This window comes from Vagococcus silagei (assembly GCF_004795745.1).
GTDB classification, from domain to species: domain Bacteria; phylum Bacillota; class Bacilli; order Lactobacillales; family Vagococcaceae; genus Vagococcus; species Vagococcus silagei.
In genome coordinates this window covers 235,096-253,597 of record NZ_SDGV01000004.1, presented here as the reverse complement: position 1 = coordinate 253,597, position 18,502 = coordinate 235,096, and the positions used below count along the sequence as shown (strand labels likewise).

Below are 18,502 nucleotides of genomic sequence, written 5' to 3'. Positions count from 1 at the left end.
TTATGAAATTAGCTCAATTAACGAGCATTCCATTCACTCAAAACTGCATTTAGAATATAGTTATTACAACCATTATAGATTGTAATTTCCTTATCTGCATTATTTAATTTTATCGCTACTTTTGATTGTGTGGAACTTGACGGCTTTGAATGTAGTTTTGATTTTGAAACCATACCTTCATTTTTTAAACTTACTGGGACAATATCTTGAACAGTCCTCATAAAAATACCTCCGATCATTTTTTACTTGATAAAGTAATGATAACCGGAGGTGGATATTCTTTAAAGATACTCGATTACTTCCCGCTTACAGTTTATCCTATTAAAATTAAAATTTATCCTAATGATTCTATAAAATAATTTGGTCTTTTCTTGTACTACTTTTTTGACAACTTAATAATTAAGGCAAATTACCGATATAATAAAGGAGAGAAGTTTAGTGTTTTATGATATTATCAACCTAGATTTTTCGAATAATTTGATCCCAGAAACCCTCGCAAGGAAATTATGATTATGCCGATAAAAATGATTTTAGAATTGGGGAATACTAAAATCGATTAAAATTTAATGAGAAATGGGAAGTTAGACTATTTAATGGTACAATAAATATACTTTATAATGCTAGTTTCTACTATTTTTTTGAAAACGAATCATTTTATATTTAACGTAGATTGATTTCTTAGAATAACGAACATTTGTCAATGCGAGTCGGAAATTGGGCAGAAAAAAAGCTAAATGCTGGTAGAGGCACTTAGCTTTTTTTCTGTAAATAAAATATTAGGATATCAACCCTGTTGGGCGATATAAAAATGATTATCTAATAAAGTGAGGTGAAAGTCAAGTACAAAAAGATATATGACAAAATTATTAAAAATGGCCTCTATACTTTTGTTTTATTCGTATACAAAGTAAAATATATTAATAATGTTTGAAAAAAGTTTTAAAAGAGAGGACAATTATATGGACCCCAAAAATATGGTTTATAAATTTATTGTAAAAAAATTAGCGTCAGGCGAGCTTGAAGAAGGAGCACGTGTAAAAGAGCAATACCTTGTAAATAACCTAGGTATTAGTCGAACACCTGTCCGGGAAGCTTTAGTTGAATTAGCCTCAGAAGGAGTCCTCATTCGTGAACCACGAAAAGGATTTAGAATTAAATCGTATACAAAAGAAGATTTGGTAGATCTGTTTGATTATATTGGATTGTTGACTGGAAAATGTGGCCAATTGGTGTGTTCTTCAATGAGGAAAATCGATTTAGCAAAAATGCGTTTTCTAACAGATAGCATGACCTCTGCAGTTGAAAATTGTTTATATAATGAATATAATGATTTATTTGTAGATTTTCACGAAGTGTATTTATTAAAATGCGACAATGAGTTTTTAGAAAAAGAATTGGCACGAATCCGCTTTTTATATTTAGGACGGATTAGTTTGTTTTTTGATGAATCAAAAGACTTGGCAGAAAGTTACCACGAAGTCAATGTTGTCAATCAAGAATTAGTTAATTTATTTGAAAAACGTGAAGCAGATGAAATTAGATTTTTCCTTGAAAATGATTATTGGACTGATAAAAAAGTAGATCGCTATTTTAAAAGTGAATAGGTTAGAGTAAAAAATGGGAATTATTTAGTATTATTGATGTGGTTTATTTAAGGAATTGCAACCGTTATTATGTTAAAATTTAGAAGATTGTTACTTTTTTGTGTGAAATCTCAGATAAAGAAGCAAAGCAATCAAATGTGAATCAGATGATTCAAAACTAGGGAGATAATAATGGAAGAACAAGAAAAAAGGCTCGGGTTATTAAGTCTAATCGCTTTAACTGTTAGTTCAGTAATTGGTGGAGGCGTGTTCAACTTAATGACGGACATGGCCAATGTCGCTTCAGTTGGAGCAACAACAATTGCACTCGTCTTATCCGGCGTGGGAATGGGTGTCTATGTTGTTTGTCTGCAAATCTTAAATCAAGAATTACCTCAATTAGATGCCGGAATTTATAGTTATACAGATCACGCGTTTGGAAGCTTTGTTGGTTTCAATAGTGCATTGGGATATTGGTTATCTGTATTTCTTGCAAACGTCGCATTAGCGTCACTAGTCTTTAGTGCGTTAAGCTATTTTTTTAATTTGTTTGGCGATGGACAAAATATTTATTCAGTAATTGGTGCGTCACTATTATTGTGGGGTATGCACTTCATTTTCTTACGTGGTGCTAACTTTGCTTCAAAAATCAATGGGATTGTTACCATTGCAAAATTAATTCCTTTATTCATTTTTATTATTAGTGCAATTATTGCTTTTGATGCCGATTTATTCTCTGCTGAAACTTGGGGTACCATTAATAATGAATTTAGTTGGTCTCAAGTCGCACCTCAGATTAAGAGCGCAACAATGCTTTCAGTATGGGTGTTTGTTGGGGTGGAAGGTGCAGTTGTTTACTCAGCACGTGCTAAAAACAAAAAAATTGTTGGGAAGGCAACAGCACTTTCATTTGTGTTGATCATCTCAATTTATCTATTAGCAACTGTTCTTTCGTTTGCAGTTCTTTCAAGAGAAGAACTAGCAGGTTTAGCTAAACCTGGGATGGCACAAGTTTTAGAATCAATTGTTGGGCCTTGGGGTGCTATTTTGATTAACCTAGGTGTTATTATCTCAGCGTTAGGCGCTTGGTTTGCGTGTACAATGTTTGCAGGTGAAATCCTGTATCAAGGTGCGAAAGATAATGTGTTTCCACATGTCTTCGCAATTGAAAACAAGCACGAAGCACCAAAATATGCGTTGATTTTGACGAATGGTTTAGTACAATTCTTCTTATTATCACTACTTGTGAATAAAAGTGCCTATAACTTTATGGCAATCTTATCATCAAGCACGATGTTAGTACCATATTTATTCGTATCACTGAGTTTATTAAAACTTGCTTGGGATTGGAAAAAGGGCTTCTCGAAAGCATTCGTCTTGGCTTTAATTTCTTCAATCTATATGGCCTATTGTATCTTTGCAACGGGTGTCACTTATTTCTTACTCACATCACTCTTGTTTGCACCGGGTATGTTACTATACTTATGGTCTAAAAAACATGCGGGTGAGAAACCATTTAACAAAGCAGAATTAGTAGGTGCGATAGCATTAGTCGCTTGTGCGATTATTTCAATTTACTTAATCGCAACTGGAAAAATTAATGTATCGTTAGTTTAATTTAAGCAAACAAAAAAACAGAGCAGCGGAGTTTTTCCGTTGCTCTGATTTTTTTTGAAGTTCGTCATCATATTTTTATTTTTTTGTTGTTTTGTTGTTTGTTTTATAAATTAAAGATATTTTTTAAGTAATTCACGGCGTTCTTTTGCTGGTACCATTTCTTCTAACTGTGGTTTACCAAAAGTTAGACTATCTAATCCTTTGTTAAAGTATTTTTCAATTAATTCAGTGATTAGATAGTCATGTTTTGGCGTGATACAATCAAATGATCCTAAGATTTGATTGTTTTCGCTGCGGACAGACATGGCGGATAATTCCAGGTCTTCTTCCGCTGGGTGAAAAGCGTTATCACTCCCGTTGAAAGAGTAGATCTTTACGATCTCGACAGCTAAATCATTGCTGTCTTTGTCATGGATGTTTTGTGTTGTAACCAAATATTTTTCTGTCATTTTATATTCCCTGCTCTCTTGAACGAACTTCATTAATAATATAGGCAAAGGAATTATTTATTTTTTATTTTCTTTTATTTTTTTTAATATTTTTTTTATATCTAAAAAACAGAGGCTAAACCCCACGGCTAGCCTCAGTTTCTTTAATTCTAAGAAATTGATTAGAAAATCTCTGTTGTAATCGTTTCGACGTATTTTGCCGCTTTTGGTGTGGAGTAAAGCTTCACATCGTCTTTTTCAAAAATACCAAGATCACTGATGTCGGTCATTAATTTTTGCACTGTTTCTTTGTCTAAATCTTCTTTTGCTAAAGTTGGTGTTAATGTAACTTGTTTTCCTAGACTATTTAAAAAAATCATGTTTAGTTTTTTCATTTTTTATGATCCTCCTCTTATAATGTATGACGGTGACTTTCAATGATAAATAGATCGTGCAGGGGTTCGCTTTCTGGAGCAATCGAGTTAAGTAATCGAGCAAATGAAATAATATTTTCATTTGTTGCCTCCTCACTGATATTTGAGATAGTTTGTTTTCTAGTTTTTTCTCCAGTTAAGTTATCGTAATTCAGTTGGACTTTTTTTTCTTCAAAGTTTGCTGACATGAGACCACTTCCTTTTATTTTATTTGTTTTGTAAGTCTTGCGCGCTGCTTACACTAGTATTAACGAAATTGCTCCTCATTTTGTGAACCCTTTTCGTTAAAATATTTTAAAAATTTTAACGAAGTATGATTTCTCCAGTTATAAACAGCTCTCCTAGACACATGATATTTAAGAGAAATTTCCGAAACCGTCAGTTGATGCACTAAGGAATCAATCAAATAATTAATTTCTTGCTTTGTCAAATAAGGCATTAGTTTTTCAATCTGTTCTTCAGCACTCAGCAGACTTTCATCGATCGAGGTTTGATTCATAGACTCGGCAAGTGTGAGTGGCTCAACTTGAACTTCGCGTAAGGTTAGACGTTGTTCTTCTCTTAAAGTATCCATAATTTTCCAATAGATGCGTTGATAAGCAAAGCTATTAAAATGAGGTAATGTAGGATCTTTCTTGATTTCCTCGCGGTGACACTGAATAAGTGTAATACGTGCGATCTGGACATAGTCTTCAAAATTGGGATTGGTGTAGTAAACATGACACTTTTTTAATGCACCTAATATTAATCCATGATAGCAATCAATTAATTCTTCTTCTTCCATGTCTGTGTCTCTCCTAAATTTTATTTTAGTTAGCTAACTTGGAATCATTGTAGTAATATTAATGTTTTTTTACTAATTCAAAACTTGCATATAAGTGTTGAAACTTGCAAGTTTATTTCCGGGTAAGCGCTTTATATCTTGTTTGGTTAATGTTATACTATTATTGAAAAACAAAGGTTATTTTTGAACGTATTTAAGTAATATGCCTTTGAATTAAATATATATGGACAGGAGGGACACACTTTTATTATTTTGTTAATTAAGTATGTTGTTTTTTTGCCAATTAAGAAAGAAAAAATACGTATGATAATGGAGGAGTACAGATGAAGAGCTTAAAATGTGTAACTAAAATTGAAAAGTATCAAGCAATTATTGAAGGACAACCAGTCAATGTAAATGATGTGCGGCAACTTTATGATTGTTCAATCTTTGTTCAGGGTGCCAAATTAGCAAAAACCACGCAGTTCGTTTGCGATTTGTCTGACGAAAAAGATTACGAGTGCCAGACATTAATTCTAGACGCGTATGATTTACCAGTTCGTACAACACGTACCAGTCAAGAATTATTGGCTGATTTTGAACAACAAACCAAGACATCTCAAAAGGCAATTAAGGAATCAATCTGTGCTGTTATGAAAGTTAAAAAAAATAAATTTCCTTTTATCAATCATGATTGTTTGTTGATGAAACTCTCTGGCTCTGCTCGAAGAAATACATCGATGGTTGGTTTAACTTATCTCGATAATTTAACACGATGTTCTTGTGGGGCTGAATCGGCTTTGTTAACCTTTCATAATGGATTAGAAATCATAATACCGATCACCTATCGAACGATTAAAGTAAATGTTGCGAATGCAGTTGAATATGATTGTATTTTTCATCAACATGAGTCGTTATTGGATCAAGATAGTCTTAGTTTGACGTTTATGAAGGATTGGACAGGTTCTTATTGTCGTTTATTGACTGATGTTCACAAGGCAGCATGCAAACATTATAATCTCAAGGTTTACTACCTATATCGTTATCGTGCTTCTTCCTACGAAATGTTTAAAGAGATGAAATTAGTTGAGAGTGTTTTAGAATATGAAGAATTCTTAGTAGATGAATCTTTTTCATCGTGAGCTTAACTAAGTTATGATATAGTTAGATTTAGTTTAAATAGAGGGTGAAATCGATGGAAATTATCGTGAGTATCAAGAAAAATAAAGGGACAAGTTATGAAGTATTAACCAAATCTGGTAAAACCTATCAAGTTTCTGAAGATACCTTGGTGAAATATCGTTTATTAAAAGGTGAAGAAATTGATGGTGACGTGTTACGTAAAATTGAAAAAGAAGCCATGCTAGATCAAGCATATCAACAAGTTTTAAATTATTTGAGTTATCAATTGCGTTCGGAAAAAGAATTAGTTGATTACCTGAAGAAAAAAGAAGTTGCACCTGAGGGTATTCATCACATTATTGGACGACTTAAAGATTTAGAGTTGGTCAATGATCGTGTGTTTGCTGATAGCTATGTGCGTACAATTATTAAAACGTCAGATAAAGGTCCTTTTGTCATTAAACAAAATTTAAAGAAAAAAGGGATTAGTGATGAGAATATTGCGATTGCTTTAGATCAATTTACTGATGATTCGGAAGAAAAAATTGCAATGGCAACCGCACAGAAAGCTTTACGTAAATATCAAAAGAAAAGTTTTAAGGAAACTAAAAATAAAGTGCGACAACATTTGCAAACAAAAGGATTTTCGGGTGATGTCATTAATATTGTGATGGAAGAATTAGCTTTGGAAAAAGATCAAGAGACAGAGACGGAACTGCTAGCCCAATTAGGAACCAAACTTTGGGAACGCCATAAAAAACTTGAGCCTTTTAAACGTAAACAAAAAGTGATTACTTCTCTCATGGGTAAAGGCTTTAACTATGACGATATTAGTCTTTTTATTAGTGAAAAAGAAGCGGAGTTGCCGGATGAAGAGTAGGACGGTGTGGGATGAAGAGAGTAATCGTACTCTCGCTCAAGACTTAGTTATATGGTATGACGAAGAAAAACGTCTGCTGCCTTGGCGCGAGAACACTGATCCTTATCGTGTCTGGGTCTCTGAAATCATGTTACAACAAACTCAAGTTGTGACGGTTATTCCATATTTCTTACGTTTTCTTGATTGGTTTCCGACAATTAAAGATTTAGCAGAAGCACCTGAAGCAAGAATTTTAAAAGCTTGGGAAGGGTTAGGTTATTATTCACGTGTTCGTAATATGCAAATTGCGGCCCAACAAATAATGACTGAGTTTAATGGCGAAATGTCATCTGATTTAACTGATATTCTCACGTTGAAAGGTATTGGACCTTATACAGGCGGGGCTATTGCAAGTATCTCTTTTAACAGGGTCGAACCGGCAATTGACGGCAATGTGATGCGTGTTTATAGTCGTCTGTATTGTTTGTCTGACGATATCGCCAAACCAAAGTCACGGAAAGTATTTGATGCAAAAGTACGTGCAACAATGTCTTCGGAGCGACCAGGAGATTTCAATCAGGCCTTGATGGATTTAGGTGCAACGGTTTGTACCCCTAAAGCACCTAAGTGTGAGGAATGCCCACTTCAAAAGTATTGTGAAAGTTATCAAAAGGGAACGATGCTTGATTATCCAGTTAAGTCGAAAAAGCAAAAGGCGGTACCAAAATATTATTTAGCCCTTGCGATGGAAAATAAGCAGCATGAGTATTACTTTAAACAACGTCCTGATGAGGGGTTACTAAGAAAAATGTGGACTTTTCCTTTAGTTGAAGTGACTAAGAAAGAGTATGAAACTTATCTTAAAAATTGGCGTCATTATCAAGAACAATTAATTTCTCCAGAGTTATTAGTGGCAGAATCTTCTGAGGATGATTTGCTAGAGAAATTGACTGAGATTGAACAACAAATCATATGGCAAACACAACCGTTGGGTGAAGTAACACACTTATTTACGCATTTGAAGTGGCACCTTTTAATTTGTTACGGTCGTTTAAAGCCAGATTTCAAACAAGAATTAGCGTCAGATGAACGTTTTCTACCGATTGAAGAACATCAAAGTTTGAGTTTTCCAAAAGCGCAACAAAAAATGATACAAATTATGAACGAAAAAAGCGATTAAGATGCCCCAACGATTTTTTTTGTGATATAATATTTCTGATGTCGGTGTATAAGAGCACCCTAAAATTTTGGCCCAAGCCAAGGAAAGTAGGGTAGAAATGCGTGTACCAAAAGAAGGAGAGTTTATAACAATCCAAAGCTACAAGCATGATGGCAGTTTGCATCGAACGTGGCGTGACACAATGGTCTTGAAGACAAGCGAGTGTTCAATTATTGGGATGAATGATCACACACTCGTAACAGAGTCTGATGGCAGACGTTGGGTGACACGCGAACCCGCTGTTTTGTATTTCCATACAAAATATTGGTTCAATATAATTGCGATGATTCGGGAGAAAGGAGTGTCGTATTACTGTAATCTGGCTTCACCGTTTGTTTTAGATGAAGAAGCGTTGAAGTATATTGATTATGATTTGGATATTAAAGTATTTCCGGATGGCGAGAAACGTTTATTAGACGTTGACGAGTATGAAGATCACCGTAAATTAATGCAATATCCAAGTGAAATTGATTTGATTTTAAAAGAAAATGTGAAAACATTGGTGAGTTGGATCAATGAAGGTAAGGGACCTTTCTCTGATGAGTATGTTGAAACATGGTACGAACGATACCAGCAATTATCCAAACGATAGCAAGTGCTTATCTTGCAACATAAATAAGAGCCAGCTGACTAAATTACCAGCTGACTCTTAATTTTTTTAATTTAATACTTTTTGCATGTTTTGATGCTCAATACCTGCTTCTAGATAGCGTTCATCATAGGATTCGTAACCTAATTTTTGATAAAATGCAAGAGCGTGTGTTTGGGCACCTAAGATTAATTTAGCGGCACCTTCTTCTCTCGCAAAGTCTTCAAGGTAACGCATCATTTTGTCGCCCAGACCTTTACCACGACCATCTTCGAGAACAGCAACGCGTTGGACTTTGAGTGTTTCTTCATCATATGGATAAAGGCGAGCAGTTGCCATGGGAATGTCGGTATCACTGTTATCTTGCTTCGTATATAAAACCACATGAAGACAAATTTCTTCATCGGCAATTTCCACTTCAATTGGCACATTTTGTTCACCTAAAAAGACTTTCATTCGGATGCCTAGTGAATCTTTATAAGTTTGGCTATCCAAATCGGTTGTTGTTTTAAATGTACACATATTTTTTTTCCTCCAGTAACAAAAAAGTAAGCAATCTTTAACGTTTTATATTATACTATATCTTACCATGAAGTGAAAAAGTGTTCATCATTTTAAACTATAGATAATAAATAGCGAGGAGTTACCCTATGTTTAATCGAATTAAAGAATCAAAGTTAATGTTTTGGTCATTAGAGTTACTAATTATCGCAACTTTAATTTTAGTGGGGATGAAAATTAATTTTCTTTTCCATCCAATTGTTGCAATGTTTACAACGCTTTTTGCTCCAATTTTAATCTCAGGATTTTTATATTATTTAACAAATCCAATGGTCTTATTTTTGGAGAAAAAAGGTGTTAAGAAAAATTTAGCTGTTGCCTTAGTCTTTTTACTCATCATTGGAGCGTTTGTCTTCATTTTTATGAGTATTATTCCGAATTTAATTACGCAGATTACGGCTTTAATGAAAAAAATGCCTTCAACGATTAAAGTTGTAGAACAATGGGTGGATCAATTAGCGCATCACCCTTATGTCAAAGATATTAAGATTGAAGAGTATATGGATAAAGTTGGTTTGTCATTTGGTGGCATTTTTAAATCAACATTATCAGGTCTTTCAACAAGTATTGGTTCAATTGTGTCATCAGTGGCGGGAATTGTGATGTTAGTCATTACGGTGCCATTTATGCTGTTTTATATGTTAAAAGACGGCCACAAATTTTTACCAACAATCAAACCATATTTCCCTGAAAAACATAAAGATGAAATTGAAGATTTATTAGGTAAAATGAGTCATACTATTTCAAAATATATAAGTGGTCAAATGATTGAGTGTTTATTTGTTGGGTTCTTTACTTTTCTTGGTTACATGTTAATTGGTGTTGATTATGCTTTTCTATTTGGTGTAATTGCAGGAGCGACAAATATGATTCCGTATATCGGACCATATATTGGTTTAGCACCCGCATTGTTAGTGACTATTTTTACTGATCCTTGGAAAGCTGTTGCCGCTTGTGTGGTTGTGTTAATTGTCCAACAAATTGATGGCAATATTGTCTATCCAAATGTAATTGGTAAGAGCTTAGATATTCACCCATTAACAATCATTATTATTTTGTTAGTGGCTGGAAATATTGCTGGTCTTTTAGGTATGATTTTAGGTGTGCCATTCTACGCAGTTTGTAAGACAATTTTTGTGCATGTTTATGACATTGTTAAATTGAATAAGAGTGCCAAAAAAGAGGCTGAAAGAGCGGTAGATAGCCCTGAAAATCAAGTTGAAAAAGAGGCTTAAAAAAGCCTATAAAAAAGCTTCGTTTTATTGCTTATTATCGTTATCTATGATACGATTTTTAGTGAATTATTGAATATGTTTTTATTTATGTAAGGAGAGAATAGCTTATGAACGCTGACCCTGAGAGTCAGTCCTTGTGGATTAATATTATTATTTTGGTGGTTTTAACGTTATTAAATGCCTTTTTTGCAGCGGCAGAGATGGCGGTGGTTTCGGTAAACCGAAATCGATTAGAGTCGAAAGCTGCTGAAGGAGACAAAGCGTCAATCAAATTGTTAAGATTAGTCAATAACTCAGGAAACTTCCTATCAACCATTCAGGTAGGAATAACATTAGTTACGATTTTATCTGGTGCATCTCTTGCGAACTCATTTGCAAAAGCTTTAGCGCCATTATTTGGAAATCGAGCGTGGGCGATGCAAGTCTCACAAATTATTATTTTAATTTTACTGACGTATATTTCAATTGTTTTTGGTGAGTTATATCCAAAACGAATTGCCTTGAACAAATCAGAAGAGGTAGCCAAGTTTGTAATGGGTCCTATCTCTGCACTAGGTGTCATCATGAAACCTTTTGTTTGGTTATTATCAAGTTCGACAAACCTTTTAAGTCGCATTACGCCGATGACGTTTGACGATGAAAGTGATAAAATGACGCGTGAAGAAATGGCGTATATGTTAACAAACGAAGGGGTTCTTGATACAGATGAACTTGAGATGGTGCAAGGAATTTTTGATCTTGATACGACTTTAGCTCGTGAAGTAATGGTTCCTCGTACTGAAGCTTTCATGATTGATATTCATGATACAGTTGAAGATAATTTAAACAAAATTTTAGGAAATAATTTTTCAAGGATTCCAGTTTATGACGACGATAAAGATAAAGTGATTGGGATTATCCACACGAAAAATCTATTAAAAGTCGCGCATGACGTTGGGTTTGAAAACTTAGACTTATTACAAGTCTTACATGAACCATTATATGTTCCCGAAACAATTTTTATTGATGATCTTTTACTAGAATTGAAGAAAACACAACATCATATGGCGATTTTATTAGATGAATATGGTGGTGTGGTTGGCTTAGTGACTTTTGAAGATTTATTAGAAGAAATTGTTGGTGAGATTGATGATGAGTCGGATGAAACAACAGTTGAACAACTTTATACAAAAATTGGTGACAATGAATATATTGTCGAAGGTAAAATGTCAATTGATGACTTTAACGAAACCTTCCACACTAGTTTAGAGATGCATGAAGTTGATACAATGGCTGGTTACTTAATTACGGCCTTGGGTGTTATTCCGGAAGATGATGAGTATTTATCAATCGATGTTGAGAACATCACGCTCACAACTTTCAAAGCACAAGGCACTCGTTTATTAGAAATTAAACTTGAAGTTCATGAAATCTTTGAAGAAGACGATGAAGAATATCGTAAATCTAAATATCCACAAGACAATTTAGAAAAAGAAAATGGTAAGTTACTTTTGAAGAAAAAAAGTGACAACTAAAAATTAAAAAGTGTGTAACCGGTTGTTGAAGGTTACGCACTTTTTTTATATGTTCATTGCAAATAGGATGGGCACGAGAGCTAGTAAAAGTAAGCCAACCACTGTGAGTGTGCCAATATAAAGAATTGATTTGGTTTGTGTTTTTTCAGGGTGTTCAAAATTAACGCCCACTTTTGCAAGTAGAATACTGCTAAGGATATTAATAATCAGTAGACTAAAGATTAAAATCCATTGGGCCATACTTAGATTTTTATAACCGTTTGCTTGATTTAAAAAGATAAATAGGACTAAACCAAGACTAGTGAGAAGTGGGGGGACGAACATTATTTTTTTCATTGTAAAGTTCAACTCCTTTAGGTATAGTATGCCAGAAATAAGTGAAAAAGTGTAGATGGAATTTACTAAATCAAAAGACATCTCGCTACAAAATAGATTAAGTTATTTTGTGTCGAGATGCATTTTTTCAGAGATATTGATTAATTTTATCAACTTCGAGTAACGCTTGCTTAATAATTTCAGTTGATAATTGATCTAGATCGGTAAAATCTGGTTCAGCGCCGATGACAGCTTCTAAAACAGAATAAATGGGCATCTCAGTGAGATGTTGGTTCCAAGGCGTATCTTTCAGCTGATCCCAATATTTCAGTTGTTCTTTAGCATTTTGCCCCATTAACCATAATTCGAACTGCATCTCGTAATGATTGAGTACAATGCCATAGCGGAGTTTTTGTTTGTGTAAGTCATCGTTATGGAAAGGAAAATAAGTATAATCCATATAGCCTTGCGAAACACCACCTGCTTTGTAGTCAGTCGTTAACTTAGGAAAGTCTGCACTTAGTTTTCTGACAAAATGAATTAGTTCAAAGTAGGCACCTCTAACAGGACTTTCAGGATAAACAACTTCTTGATACGCTTTAATTAATTCTGGTAAATTTTTGTCTGTCATCATCAAAACCTCTTTCTATTTCTTAAATTTCATGTTAGGGAAATTGTGCATTAAACGATTTAAGTTACGATCATGAAGTAATTTACGTTCTTTATTCTCAATAAAAGATTTAACTGAATCACGGCTGATATGTGGTTCGTAGTTCTGAATGATACTTTCAATGCGGTATTCTTTGACAGCTGCATTTTCAGGATCACTGAAATCAAGTGCTGCTTCGACATCTTTTTTGGCGGTTAGCGTGAAGATTAAAGTTGTACTGCAATCAACCGCAAAGATTAGAAAGAGAATAATCGGACCAAAACCACGGGTAAAGCTATCAAAATCATGGATAGCTGCACCAATCGCAGGTTGAATTACTTTAACAAGGAACAAGCAGCCTACACCCCAGAAGAGTGAAACAGGGACGGCAACACGTCCGCCAATATTAAGGGGCATTTCCGAGTAGTCCCATAATTTCATCTTGAAGAATTTTTCAAGGAGCCAGCTTGTCGTATATTCAATTAAGGTGACAATCACCACCATATTAAAATATAAATTAAGTAAGGTACCGGCATCTTTTGGTACCAATAGTAAAACGGCGACCACGCCGCAGCCATAAACTGGACAATACGGACCTAGTAAAAATCCCCTATAGACAAAATGTTTTACTTTGAATGAACAATAAAAGCTTTCCCAAATCCAGCCAATGATCGAATAAACAAGAAACGTCATGAAAAGAGTTGAAAATGTCATCTTTTTTACCTCCTTTATGAATTGTTGTATTTAATTATACAGGACGGGTGAAAAAATGGTATTGTAATAAGTGAAAAGTTTTAGAAAAATTAAAGGAGAGACGTGCCGATGTAGATCAAAACGTGATATACTAGACCATGTTTGCTTGTGACTAAAGAAATTCAAGATAAAATATTGAATAAAAGGAGAACAATTAATGGAATTAACTCAACAACAAGAAGTGGATCGCCGCCGAACATTCGCGATTATTTCCCATCCGGATGCTGGTAAAACGACGATCACAGAACAATTATTACTTTTTGGTGGTGCCATTCGTAATGCGGGGACTGTCAAAGGTAAAAAGACCGGAAACTTTGCGAAATCTGACTGGATGGATATTGAAAAACAAAGAGGGATTTCAGTAACCAGTTCCGTGATGCAATTTGATTTCGAGGACAAACGTGTCAACATTTTGGATACACCTGGACATGAGGATTTCTCAGAGGATACTTACCGTACTTTGATGGCAGTCGATAGTGCTGTCATGGTAATTGATAGCGCCAAAGGGATTGAAGCACAAACGAAAAAACTTTTCCAAGTGTGTCGTATGCGTGGCATTCCAATTTTTACATTTATTAATAAATTAGACCGAGATGGTCGTGAACCATTAGAATTACTGGAGGAATTAGAAGAGGTTTTAGAAATTGATTCTTATCCTATGAATTGGCCGATTGGCATGGGTAAAGGTTTTGAAGGCTTATATGATATGTATCATAATCGTGTTGAAATTTATCGCCCTGATCGTTATGATGGCGAGCGTTTGATTCCACTTACGGAAGATCGTCAATTATCACGCGAACATGACATTAGTAAATTATCAATTTTTGACCAAGTGCAAGATGAAGTTGAATTGTTACTTGAAGCAGGGAATGAATTCTCAGAAGAAAAAATTGCTAAAGGTGAATTGACCCCCGTCTTCTTCGGCTCAGCCTTAACAAACTTTGGTGTGGAAACATTTTTAGAAACATTCTTACAATTTGCACCAAAACCAGAAGCACATAAAAAAGTCGATGAAGAACGCGTTGATCCATATTCAGATGATTTCTCAGGCTTTATCTTTAAAATTCAAGCCAATATGAACCCAGCTCACCGGGACCGGATTGCTTTTGTTAGAATTTGTTCGGGTTCATTTACAAAGGGAATGGACGTGACTTTATCACGAACTGATAAGAAAATTAAGCTGAATAATTCAACACAATTTATGGCTGACTCTCGTGAAACAGTTGAAAAAGCTGTCGCGGGAGATATTATCGGACTTTATGATACTGGTAACTATCAAATCGGGGATACCATTTATACTGGAAAAGATAAAATCGAGTATGAAGAGTTACCTCACTTTACGCCAGAATTATTTATGAAAGTTACGGCTAAAAACGTAATGAAACAAAAATCATTTTATAAAGGCTTGAATCAATTGGTTCAAGAAGGAGCAATTCAACTTTATAAAACATATTTAACTGAAGACTTTATTGTTGGTGCGGTTGGACAACTTCAGTTTGAAGTCTTTAAACACCGTATGTTAAATGAATACAACACTGAGATTATCATGGAAACAATGGGTTCAAAAATTGCGCGCTGGATTGATCCAGAGCAGTTAGATGAAAAAATGAGCTCAAGTCGAAATATCCTAGCTAAAGACCGTTTCGATCAACCATTGTTCTTATTTGAAAACCAATTTGCAATGCGTTGGTTTGCGGATAAATATCCAGAAGTTGAATTAAAAGCTTTACTGTAAAATAAGAATCGAGAACTCTTTGACCTTTTAGGTTAAGGAGTCTTTTTTAGTTTATGTTATTCTTTAAGGATATTATTAGCGTGTAAAAAGACACCATAATGAATAGTGTGTTATAATTAATTTGACTAAAGCAAACAAAAAACGCTAAAAAAAAAAGCTTAGATATTCTTTTAAAAGATAGAGAATATTTAAGCTGGTTTTATTTTAATGTTGGTACCATTTTAAAAAGTCGGCAGTCGAATTGATAGTGTGTCTTTCTTTATCGATGCTGGCGGATTTGTTGATTGTCACATCTTGCCATGTTTCTTTGCCAATAGGTGTCGCTAGTTGAGCAAGTGTCTCAGCAGAAGGCCGATTTTTACTATAGTTAATGGTGACATCATTTCCGCTATCAAGACTTTTTCTTATTTCTGGATAATCTTGTTCTATTTTTAGTGAATTAGGATGTGTTGATTTTTTCATAAAACTGATTGTTTCATAGTGTGAGCCTCTTGATGTTTTGAGTGTCGTATTTCCATACATGTCACGTTTTTCAAAATTTGTTTGTACCCAGTAATGATAATCAGGCGGCACTTGATTTATTTGCTGAATGTTGTCAATTATTTTTTTGTCCATTTTATTACGCGGGTATATTTTTTCTTCATTGATATTTAGATAGTAATCATCGTAACTATTTTCACGAATGCCAAAACTTAAATAGTTCATGTCTGGAGAGAAAAGACCTAAATGCTTAATCTCAAAAGTTGGATCAATCTCTTTCACCAAATCAAGCAGATTAATTTGTTTGTCATAGAGTACTGCTTGATCTTTAACAGGATAAACTTTTAATAGGAACTCTTTTTGAATCTCTTTATCAGGCTTATTTTTTGGTTGAAATGATTTTGTTGTGAGACTTAAAATGGTATCCGAACCGACAATTAATTCACCTACATATTCTCTTCTTTTCTCAGCTTTCTGAACATCAGAGTGTAGACTAGGTCGTCGAGAGCTAACCATTAACCATTGATTTTGATGGAGCCATTGCACTTTTTCAATTTCTGGTGCTTTTGTGATAATCCAGGTTCCTTCATTTGGTTTTGTTATGGTAAAGCGACATGAAGTAAGTAAAAAGATACTGATGAGTGCTGTCATACAGCAAAGCTGTTTTTGAATTTTCATTTTGAATTTTCTCCATGATTTTATCGTTAAATAATTGTACCATAATTATAAGTAAATTTGTATTTGCTACTTAGAAAAGAGTTGCGTATTTGGTTAAAATGAAGTTAACTTAAAGTACGCGCTTTATTGACTAATTTACAAGTATTGTTGAATATGCTGAGCAATGTTTTGGGCGTTTTCGTTGATCCGACGATGTTATAATTTTCACAAAGGAGTGAGAGGCCTTGTCAAAAAAAGATAAAATGATTGCAATAATCTTTTTAGGTGCTTTTGCAATAGCATTTCTCATAGATTTATTTTTAGATAGTCAGGGCATTCAGGCATTTTTATATAGTGATTTTAATCGAGCTTTGGATATATCGGAGGGGAATTACGTCACAAAGGGTTTAGTGTTTTCTTTCTTTTTTATTGTGGGAACGGTTTGGTCAATGATTTATAAAAATAAAGTGGGTGCGTTTAAAAAAATTATCAATACACAAAGTTTGATGCATCTCTGTGTGTTACTGGGTTCTTTTTATCTGTTTTTTAGCTGTACAATGTCCCTAGTTAAGTCATTAATATTAATCTTTGGATAATGCGAAATGGAGGGGTGAAGATGGTATTTTTTATTTCTAGTTTTATTTTATTAGCAGTTCTTGTTATTTTAACTTATAGAAAATCAGTGGATTCAATGACAACTGCAACTGATCGAACAACACCACGTGATGTGTCAATTGAAAAATTATTAAGTCGCAAACGCATGAATAAACTTGAAGGCAATTGGTGTTCACTTTCGAAGAGTGAGGAATTGTATATAGAAAAAGAAGATGATACGCAAATTATTTTTAGAAAAGCGTCAATAGATAATCCAAGTCAATTATTAACGTTTCATCACGCACATGAAAACTGGATTGATTTTGTGACTGATGATGAACTAACGTTGTATCGCTTTGTCTTTTTATCGAATGGATATATTAGTCTGACGATGAATGCGAATCGAGAGTATTATGAGCATAATCAATTAGAATTTCAACCTGTAACAACAGAAGCAGTCGAATATAGGCGGGTTAATGACAAATAAAAGAAGGAGGAGAAAAATTGAAAACATATCAAAAAAAGTCATCCTTGGGTAAAGGGATTTCTTTGGGATGTGGCACAATTTTTATAATAATTATTATCTTCTTTCTTTTTTTGATAAGAGTACCAAATGCAAGTAAAAAGAATGATACTGAGATGGTTCGAGCTTTTGTGACAGATACCTTTCATTTAAAGAAAAATGATGTTAATTTAAGTTTTTCAACTTTTATAAAAAGTGAAGCAGGTCACTATAATGTGACATTGAAATTTTCTCCTGACTATAAAAAGAATGCCTTTTTGAATGATAATATCAAAAAAGATAAACAAACGTTTTATTCTCCAAATTCACCTAAAATGAGAAGTGGTTATCAATTTGGTAGAGATTATAATGAAGATAGACAAGTTATTGTTTCGTTAGAGGACTGGATGGATGTGTTTGGTTTTGATGATGAGCGCATGAATATAACCTATTTTGCAGGTAAAGACATTCGGCAAGACCTTCTCAAGGAACCTGAAAATATAAAGGAAACGTATTTTAGATTACTTGTTACATCACCAAAAGGATGGGGAAACTATTTAAAAGATTATTATCCACCAGGTAAAATTGAAGCACCAGTTCTTGCAAAATTTGAGGCGGGAAAAGGTTATTTCTTAAAGATTCACTTTTCAGTGGCTGAAATTGCTGATCGAGTAGAACTTCCCTTAGAGCCCAATCAAGATGAGCTGATTAATCAAATTCAAAAGACTTTTTCAATGAAAAATGTACCTAATGGGACTTATTTCGAAGTTGAATATCTAGGTCAGATTTTACACCTTTGGTATCAGGATAATCACTTTAGTGAAATATATTCATATAATTAGTCTGATTTTTCATCGTTTTTATTTGGAGTGCGTTAGTAAAATTTGTTTTTG

General features: G+C 34.0%; 22 protein-coding genes. 12 read left to right on the top strand and 10 right to left on the bottom strand.

Annotated elements, in window-relative coordinates; translation table 11 throughout:
• Nucleotides 1-17: 17 nt before the first annotated feature.
• Entirely contained in the window at nt 18-221 is a 204-nt protein-coding gene (locus ESZ54_RS02740) for a hypothetical protein (protein ID WP_136136142.1), read from the bottom strand.
• A 738-nt stretch (nt 222-959) separates the two neighbouring features.
• Between ESZ54_RS02740 and ESZ54_RS02735 the strand changes: the two genes are divergently transcribed.
• Nucleotides 960-1,604 carry a GntR family transcriptional regulator gene (locus tag ESZ54_RS02735; protein ID WP_162615068.1) on the top strand — a complete coding sequence of 215 codons (645 nt, stop codon included), beginning with the start codon at nt 960-962 and terminating at the stop codon, nt 1,602-1,604.
• A gap of 171 nt (nt 1,605-1,775) precedes the next feature.
• Nucleotides 1,776-3,200, top strand: a complete 1,425-nt coding sequence (locus ESZ54_RS02730) for a basic amino acid/polyamine antiporter (RefSeq protein WP_136136140.1) — start codon at nt 1,776-1,778, stop codon at nt 3,198-3,200.
• Between the two features lie 110 nt (nt 3,201-3,310).
• Here ESZ54_RS02730 and ESZ54_RS02725 read toward each other — a convergent pair whose 3' ends face one another.
• The 4 genes from ESZ54_RS02725 to ESZ54_RS02710 form a co-directional block, all read right to left on the bottom strand.
• A complete protein-coding gene (locus ESZ54_RS02725) occupies nt 3,311-3,649 on the bottom strand; it encodes a hypothetical protein (protein WP_136136139.1) in 339 nt (112 codons plus the stop codon).
• Between the two features lie 161 nt (nt 3,650-3,810).
• Nucleotides 3,811-4,023, bottom strand: a complete 213-nt coding sequence (locus tag ESZ54_RS02720; RefSeq protein ID WP_136136138.1) for a DUF2922 domain-containing protein — start codon at nt 4,021-4,023, stop codon at nt 3,811-3,813.
• 17 nt (nt 4,024-4,040) lie between these two features.
• On the bottom strand, nt 4,041-4,250 hold the full coding sequence (locus tag ESZ54_RS02715; protein ID WP_136136137.1) for a DUF1659 domain-containing protein: 210 nt from the start codon (nt 4,248-4,250) through the stop codon (nt 4,041-4,043).
• A 59-nt stretch (nt 4,251-4,309) separates the two neighbouring features.
• Entirely contained in the window at nt 4,310-4,846 is a 537-nt protein-coding gene (locus ESZ54_RS02710) for a sigma-70 family RNA polymerase sigma factor (RefSeq protein ID WP_136136136.1), read from the bottom strand.
• 323 nt (nt 4,847-5,169) lie between these two features.
• Between ESZ54_RS02710 and ESZ54_RS02705 the strand changes: the two genes are divergently transcribed.
• The 4 genes from ESZ54_RS02705 to ntdP all read left to right on the top strand — a co-directional run bounded on the left by ESZ54_RS02705 (nt 5,170) and on the right by ntdP (nt 8,617).
• The gene (locus ESZ54_RS02705) at nt 5,170-5,967 is read left to right on the top strand and encodes a hypothetical protein (RefSeq protein WP_136136135.1); all 798 of its coding nucleotides are present in this window, start codon (nt 5,170-5,172) and stop codon (nt 5,965-5,967) included.
• A gap of 53 nt (nt 5,968-6,020) precedes the next feature.
• The gene (recX, locus tag ESZ54_RS02700) at nt 6,021-6,827 is read left to right on the top strand and encodes a recombination regulator RecX (protein ID WP_136136134.1); all 807 of its coding nucleotides are present in this window, start codon (nt 6,021-6,023) and stop codon (nt 6,825-6,827) included.
• Nucleotides 6,817-7,986 carry an A/G-specific adenine glycosylase gene (mutY, locus tag ESZ54_RS02695; protein ID WP_136136133.1) on the top strand — a complete coding sequence of 390 codons (1,170 nt, stop codon included), beginning with the start codon at nt 6,817-6,819 and terminating at the stop codon, nt 7,984-7,986. The genes recX and mutY overlap by 11 nt, the downstream gene beginning before the upstream one ends.
• Before the next feature lie 97 nt (nt 7,987-8,083).
• Nucleotides 8,084-8,617: a nucleoside tri-diphosphate phosphatase gene (gene ntdP, locus ESZ54_RS02690; protein WP_136136132.1), complete on the top strand. Its 534-nt coding sequence runs from the start codon at nt 8,084-8,086 to the stop codon at nt 8,615-8,617.
• Between the two features lie 66 nt (nt 8,618-8,683).
• Here ntdP and ESZ54_RS02685 read toward each other — a convergent pair whose 3' ends face one another.
• The gene (locus ESZ54_RS02685; RefSeq protein WP_136136131.1) at nt 8,684-9,136 is read right to left on the bottom strand and encodes a GNAT family N-acetyltransferase; all 453 of its coding nucleotides are present in this window, start codon (nt 9,134-9,136) and stop codon (nt 8,684-8,686) included.
• Nucleotides 9,137-9,264: 128 nt separating this feature from the next.
• Between ESZ54_RS02685 and ESZ54_RS02680 the strand changes: the two genes are divergently transcribed.
• Both ESZ54_RS02680 and ESZ54_RS02675 read left to right on the top strand, forming a co-directional pair.
• Nucleotides 9,265-10,410, top strand: coding sequence for an AI-2E family transporter (locus ESZ54_RS02680; RefSeq protein WP_136136130.1), 1,146 nt, complete (start codon nt 9,265-9,267; stop codon nt 10,408-10,410).
• A 107-nt stretch (nt 10,411-10,517) separates the two neighbouring features.
• Nucleotides 10,518-11,924, top strand: coding sequence for a hemolysin family protein (locus ESZ54_RS02675; RefSeq protein ID WP_136136129.1), 1,407 nt, complete (start codon nt 10,518-10,520; stop codon nt 11,922-11,924).
• Between the two features lie 45 nt (nt 11,925-11,969).
• Here ESZ54_RS02675 and ESZ54_RS02670 read toward each other — a convergent pair whose 3' ends face one another.
• From ESZ54_RS02670 to ESZ54_RS02660, 3 genes are all read right to left on the bottom strand, one after another.
• On the bottom strand, nt 11,970-12,260 hold the full coding sequence (locus tag ESZ54_RS02670) for a hypothetical protein (protein ID WP_136136128.1): 291 nt from the start codon (nt 12,258-12,260) through the stop codon (nt 11,970-11,972).
• Between the two features lie 127 nt (nt 12,261-12,387).
• Complete coding sequence (locus tag ESZ54_RS02665; protein WP_136136127.1) at nt 12,388-12,870, bottom strand: DUF7000 family protein; 483 nt, start codon at nt 12,868-12,870, stop codon at nt 12,388-12,390.
• Between the two features lie 15 nt (nt 12,871-12,885).
• Entirely contained in the window at nt 12,886-13,602 is a 717-nt protein-coding gene (locus ESZ54_RS02660; RefSeq protein WP_239433728.1) for a putative ABC transporter permease, read from the bottom strand.
• Nucleotides 13,603-13,798: 196 nt separating this feature from the next.
• Between ESZ54_RS02660 and ESZ54_RS02655 the strand changes: the two genes are divergently transcribed.
• A complete protein-coding gene (locus ESZ54_RS02655) occupies nt 13,799-15,376 on the top strand; it encodes a peptide chain release factor 3 (protein WP_136136126.1) in 1,578 nt (525 codons plus the stop codon).
• A gap of 204 nt (nt 15,377-15,580) precedes the next feature.
• On the opposite strand, the gene ESZ54_RS02650 is transcribed toward ESZ54_RS02655, so the two are convergent.
• Nucleotides 15,581-16,534: a hypothetical protein gene (locus ESZ54_RS02650; protein WP_136136125.1), complete on the bottom strand. Its 954-nt coding sequence runs from the start codon at nt 16,532-16,534 to the stop codon at nt 15,581-15,583.
• 224 nt (nt 16,535-16,758) lie between these two features.
• On the opposite strand from ESZ54_RS02650, the gene ESZ54_RS02645 reads away from it, so the two are divergent.
• The 3 genes from ESZ54_RS02645 to ESZ54_RS02635 are packed head-to-tail and all read left to right on the top strand — an operon-like array spanning nt 16,759 to nt 18,451.
• Nucleotides 16,759-17,109, top strand: a complete 351-nt coding sequence (locus tag ESZ54_RS02645; protein WP_136136124.1) for a hypothetical protein — start codon at nt 16,759-16,761, stop codon at nt 17,107-17,109.
• A 20-nt stretch (nt 17,110-17,129) separates the two neighbouring features.
• Nucleotides 17,130-17,594, top strand: a complete 465-nt coding sequence (locus ESZ54_RS02640) for a hypothetical protein (RefSeq protein ID WP_136136123.1) — start codon at nt 17,130-17,132, stop codon at nt 17,592-17,594.
• 17 nt (nt 17,595-17,611) lie between these two features.
• Nucleotides 17,612-18,451, top strand: coding sequence for a hypothetical protein (locus ESZ54_RS02635; RefSeq protein WP_136136122.1), 840 nt, complete (start codon nt 17,612-17,614; stop codon nt 18,449-18,451).
• Nucleotides 18,452-18,502: the final 51 nt, after the last annotated feature.